We start from the raw sequence: 4772 nt of genomic DNA on the forward strand, positions 1-4772 counted from the left end.
CGAGGGGGCGAAGGGCAGCGCGGGGCATGGGCGGTTCCGTCAGGGGCGGCATTGCCGCGGAGCCGCCATGTTGCCGCCGGCCATGCCTGCGATGCGCTCGGAATGCGGCGCGATCCGCTCACCGCCGCCGCGCCGTCCCGGACCACGGATGCCCCCGATGGATCCGCGGTCCAGATCGCCGTAACGACGGCGGCGATCGATGCCGCGAGCAGCACGACCGCGACGACGGCGGCGGGCCCGGTCCGGGCGGTGCAGAGCTCGCGGCGCAGCAGACGCCGGTTCACGACCCGATCCCCCTCGTTCATCGCACCCTCCTCGTCTCCTCGCGGCGGACGCCGGCGAATCGCAGATCCACTCGGCTCACACTCCGTCCCGCTCGTTCCGCCATGCCCGTCACCAGGGACGCCCGCAGATCAGCGCCCTGCTCCTCGATCGTCCGCCCCGCCGCGATCCCAGGTCGCAGCGGCAGCGGCAGCGGCAGCGTCACGGTGGCGTGCAGCCCTCCGTTCGCGTCGTCCCAGCGCAGGGCGACCTCACGAGGATCCGCCCCCGAGGCGCTCGCGACGATCCCCACGCCGAGGCGATGCAGCGCGCGCGCCGTGACCGTCGTGCGTCCGGGCAGTGCCGGCGCCGCGGTGGGCGCGGCCACCGCGCTCATGACGAGGTGCGTCGCCCGCGCAGCGCCTGGACCAGCTCGTGCAGGTCGATGTCGCCTCGCAGGAGGCGGGCGACGCCCACCCCGACGAGCATCGCGAGACCCACGAACAGGAAGGCCCAGAAGCCGAAGGCGACCCAGGTCAGGGCGAGCACCGCACCGACGGCGGCGCCGATGGTGCTCGCGTTCACTGGACTCGCGCCTCCTGGCCGTCGTCGCCCTCGTCCTCGGACGGGATGTGCACGTCGTTGATGGTGACGTTGACCTCGGTGACCTCGAGGCCCACGAGCTCCTGCATCGCCCGGTACACGGACGCCCGCACCGCACCCGCCAGCTCCTGCAGCGAAACCGGATACTCCGCCACCAGCGTCACGTCCACGGCGACCTGCTTCTCGCCGACCTCGACGCCGATGCCCTGGGCGAGGTCCGTCGAGTTCAGCGCATCGCGGATGGCGCCGACGACGCGGGCGGCTCCGCCGCCGAGCGCGTGCACGCCCGGAACGTCGCGCGCGGCGATGCCCGCGATCTTCGCGACGACCGCATCCTCGATCGTGGTCTTCCCGCCCTGAGCGGCGCTGTTCTCGGCGGCCTGCTTGCCGGTGATGTCGTTGGCCATGTCCGTTCCCCCTCGGTGGTGCGCACTCCCCGTGCGTCGTCGCTGTCTGCGACCTCACCTCCATGACGGAGGTGGGAGCCGATTCGTCACAAAGAAGTTCTGAAGAGATCCGGATCCCCGTGTGACGACCACGATCGGCGCCCTCATCGCCCCAGGCGCTCGGCGCAGGCGACGCAGTGCTCGGCGAACGGCCGCACCTCGAGTCGTGCGGGCGGGATCGGCCGTCCGCACGCGGTGCAGACCCCGTAGGCGCCCGCGTCCAGACGGACGAGGGCGTCGTCGACCTGCCGCAGCCGGGCGGCGGCGTCGTCCTGCAGCGCGGACAGCCGCGACCACTCGGACGACAGGGGCACGCCCTCCGGATCGTGCTCGTCGTCGTCGTTCGAGCCCTGCCTGTCGTGCACGAGCTCGTCCAGCGCCTGCGACGCCGAGGCGGCCCGCGCGGCGGCGCGCACGCGGAGCTCGTCGAGCAGCGCACGGGCGTCGGCGGTCATGCGGCCACTCTAGGCGGGCGTCCTCCGGATGGCTCCGCAGGACGCCCCTCGGACCTCCCGGAGCGAGGACGCATCGCCGACACGCTTCGCCGCCACGGCCCCTTCCGCGGACGGGCGTCGTTCACCGGCGGGCGGTGGGCTCCCCGTCGACGAGGGTCAGCAGCACGCGCGTCCGGAGGAGCTCTTCGGGCGAGGCCTCCAGCGGATCGCGGTCGATCACGAGGAGATCCGCCGGTGCGCCGGGGACGAGGCGTCCGCCGTCGGACGCGACCGCGCGATGCGCATGCGTCGTGTACCCCTCGAGCGCCTCCGCCGCGGTGAGCGCCTGTTCCGGCCCCACAGGAGCAGAGCCGGCGACCGCGACGGAGCGGCGCCCCCGGGCGTCCGCCATGATCTCCCACGGATCGAATGCCGCGACCGGCCAGTCCGATCCCAGGGCGAGCACCGCGCCGCTGCGGCGCACGTCGGCGGTGCGCCAGGCGCGGCCTGCCCGCTCCGCGCCGAGACGCCGCGACCAATCGTCGGAGCCGTCCCTGCGCACGTGATGCGTGCAGTGCGTCGGCTGCATGCTCGCGACGATGCCGCTCGCGCCGATGAGTGCGATGACGTCGTCCTCCGCCGACTCGATGTGCTCGATGCGGTGCGTCGGGCCGCCCTGCGGCAGGGCGGCCAACGTCTCCGCGACGAACCGGATCCCCCGATCGCCGATCGCATGCGTCGCGGTCGGCACCCCTGCGCGGTCGAACTGCCGCACGCGCTCGGCGTAGGCCTCGGCGGGCGTCCAGGCGGAGGAGAGTCCTTCGCCCTCGGCATCGGGGTGAGACAACCAGGCGGTGCCGCCCTCGACGGTGCCGTCGATGAAGAACTTGACGCCTTCCACCCGGTACCGCCGCCCGCCGCGACCCTGCATCTCGATGAGCGCGGCGACCTCGGCGTCCGTCGTCTCGGGTGTGACCCACGGCGAGATCCGCAGTCGCACGGGCAGGTCGCCGGACGCCTCGATCGCGGCCAGCAGGTCGAGGGCATCGTCGTCCTGCAGATCCATGACGTGCGCGGCCGTGATGCCGACGGCGGCCATGTCCGACAGGAGACGATGCAGCTGCGCGACCCGGTCGGCGAAGTGCAGCGCGGGCAGGGCCCGCTCGACGATCTCCATGGTCGGGAACTCGATCACGTGGCCGGTGAGATTCCCGTCCTCGTCGCCCGCGGCTCCGGACCCGTCGGGGTGCGAAACCGGGGCGTCGATGCCGGCGCGGGCGAGCGCGGCCGCCGAGGCGATGCCGGAGTGCGCGTCGAACATCTTGATGTAGGCCGGGCGGTCCGCGCCGAGCACCTCGTGCAGCGCGGCATTGCCGATCGGTCGCCCCTCGAACGCGGTCGGATCGAGGCCCCAGGCGAGGAACCACTCCTCGCCGGCCTGATCGTCGCGCCCGCGCTCGAGGGCGGCGAGGAGCTCCGCGTAGGTGTGCACGCCTGTCAGCGACAGGCCGCGGACGATGCCGAGGCTGTAGACGGGATGGCTGTGCCCGTCGACGAGACCCGGGATGATGGTCGCCTCCGGATGGGTGATCAGCTCCGTCCCCGCCTCCGCGAGCGGGAGGATCTCGGCTCTGGGCCCGACGGCGGTGATCCGGCCGTCGGCGATCGCGATGGCGTCCGCGCCCTCTGCGGTCTCCGGTGCGAGCGAGCGCACCCGCGCTCCGATGACGATCGTGTCGACCAAGGTCACTCCTTCAGATCGAGGGTGGGGGTGGGGCGGCGGAAGAAACGCGTGACGATGAGCAGCAGCACGAAGCCGACCGCCAGCCAGGAGAGGCCGACGAGGAAGGTCATGCCGGTGAGGTTCGTCCACAGCCAGACGGTGAGCGCGAACCCGATGCCCGGCAGGACGAGGTTGTTCACCGCGTGCCATCCGCCTCGTTCGCCGCGGTCGACGAAGTAGTGCTTGATCGTCGAGAGGTTCACGCAGGAGAACGCGATGAGCGCGCCGAAGCTGATCATGTTGGACACGGTGAGCAGGTCCGCGAACAGCGCGTAGAGGGAGACGACCGAGACGATGAGGATCGGGATGACGGGCGTGCCGAAGCGCTTGTTCAGGCGTCCGAAGACGGCGCGCGGCAGCACGCCGTCCCGCCCCATGGCGAACAGGATGCGCGCGACCGACGCCTGCGATGTGAGAGCGGATCCGATGCTGCCTGCGATGAAGCCCGCGATGAAGAGGATGGACAGCCATTGCTGCCCCAGCGAGGCGACGACCTCGATGCTCGCGGTGTCCGCCGAGGTGAAGGAGTTCGACGGGTAGGCGAGCTGTGCGACGTAGGTGAGCAGGATGAACAGCAGGCCGGCGACGACGGTGACGATCATGATCGCCCGCGGCACCGTCCTCCGGGAGTCCTTCGCCTCCTCGGCGAGGGTCGAGACGGAGTCGAAGCCGAGGAAGGACAGGCAGAGGATCGCCGCACCCTGGAACAGCGGGAGGAAGCTGCCGACGGTGCCGTCGCCGGTGAACGGCGCGAGCGGATCGACTCCGTGCCCGGACGCGGCTCCGAGCGAGAGCGCGACGAACGCGGCGATGAAGACGGCCTGCACCGCGATGATGACGAAGTTCGCGCGGGCGACGGAGACGATGCCGACGACGTTGAGGACGGTGACCACGGCGATGGCGGCGATGATCCAGATCCAGGAGGGGACGCCGGGGAAGCTGCTTCCCATGTACAGACCGATGATGAGGTAGTTGATCATCGGAAGGAACAGGTAGTCGAGCAGGAGCGCCCAGCCGGCGAGGAAGCCGATCGCTCCGCCGAAGGACTGCTGGGTGTACACGTACGCGGAACCCGAGTACGGATAGGCGATCGACATCCGCGCGTAGGAGCGCGCGGTGAACACCATCGCGACGAGCGTGATGACGTAGGTCGCCGCGACGCGTCCCCCGGTGAGCTGGGTCACGATGCCGTATGTCGTGAACGCCGTCAGCGGCACCATGTAGACGAGGCCGAACAGCACGAGC

At 71.4% G+C, this 4772-nt stretch carries 7 protein-coding genes; all 7 read right to left on the reverse strand.

Translation table 11 applies throughout. From position 1 onward, the window contains the following. Window positions 1-305, reverse strand: a 305-nt coding sequence (locus tag B7X32_RS18540; RefSeq protein ID WP_292723063.1) for a hypothetical protein, incomplete at its 3' end; no start/stop codon positions are given. Beyond that, window positions 302-658, reverse strand: a complete 357-nt coding sequence (locus B7X32_RS18545; RefSeq protein WP_292723066.1) for a hypothetical protein — start codon at window positions 656-658, stop codon at window positions 302-304. The genes B7X32_RS18545 and B7X32_RS18540, both read right to left, overlap by 4 nt. After that, window positions 655-846, reverse strand: a complete 192-nt coding sequence (locus B7X32_RS18550) for a hypothetical protein (protein ID WP_292723068.1) — start codon at window positions 844-846, stop codon at window positions 655-657. The genes B7X32_RS18545 and B7X32_RS18550 overlap by 4 nt, the downstream gene beginning before the upstream one ends. Next, window positions 843-1271, reverse strand: a complete 429-nt coding sequence (locus B7X32_RS18555) for an Asp23/Gls24 family envelope stress response protein (protein ID WP_292723071.1) — start codon at window positions 1269-1271, stop codon at window positions 843-845. Before B7X32_RS18555 ends, B7X32_RS18550 begins: the two co-directional genes overlap by 4 nt. Window positions 1272-1414: 143 nt before the next feature. Beyond that, window positions 1415-1765: a TraR/DksA C4-type zinc finger protein gene (locus tag B7X32_RS18560; RefSeq protein ID WP_292723075.1), complete on the reverse strand. Its 351-nt coding sequence runs from the start codon at window positions 1763-1765 to the stop codon at window positions 1415-1417. A 121-nt stretch (window positions 1766-1886) separates the two neighbouring features. Next, window positions 1887-3488 (reverse strand): amidohydrolase family protein, encoded by a 1602-nt coding sequence (locus tag B7X32_RS18565; RefSeq protein ID WP_292723079.1) that lies wholly within the window; start codon window positions 3486-3488, stop codon window positions 1887-1889. A 2-nt stretch (window positions 3489-3490) separates the two neighbouring features. After that, the coding region (locus B7X32_RS18570; RefSeq protein ID WP_292723082.1) for an amino acid permease at window positions 3491-4772 on the reverse strand (1282 nt) is incomplete at its 5' end.

This window comes from Microbacterium sp. 13-71-7 (assembly GCF_002257455.1).
GTDB lineage: Bacteria > Actinomycetota > Actinomycetes > Actinomycetales > Microbacteriaceae > Microbacterium.

Coding starts and splice junctions, on each gene's coding strand:
- B7X32_RS18545 (WP_292723066.1), bottom strand. CDS start 658: ATGAGCGCGGTGGCCGCGCCCACCGCGGCGCCGGCACTGCCCGGACGC.
- B7X32_RS18555 (WP_292723071.1), bottom strand. CDS start 1,271: ATGGCCAACGACATCACCGGCAAGCAGGCCGCCGAGAACAGCGCCGCT.
- B7X32_RS18560 (WP_292723075.1), bottom strand. CDS start 1,765: ATGACCGCCGACGCCCGTGCGCTGCTCGACGAGCTCCGCGTGCGCGCC.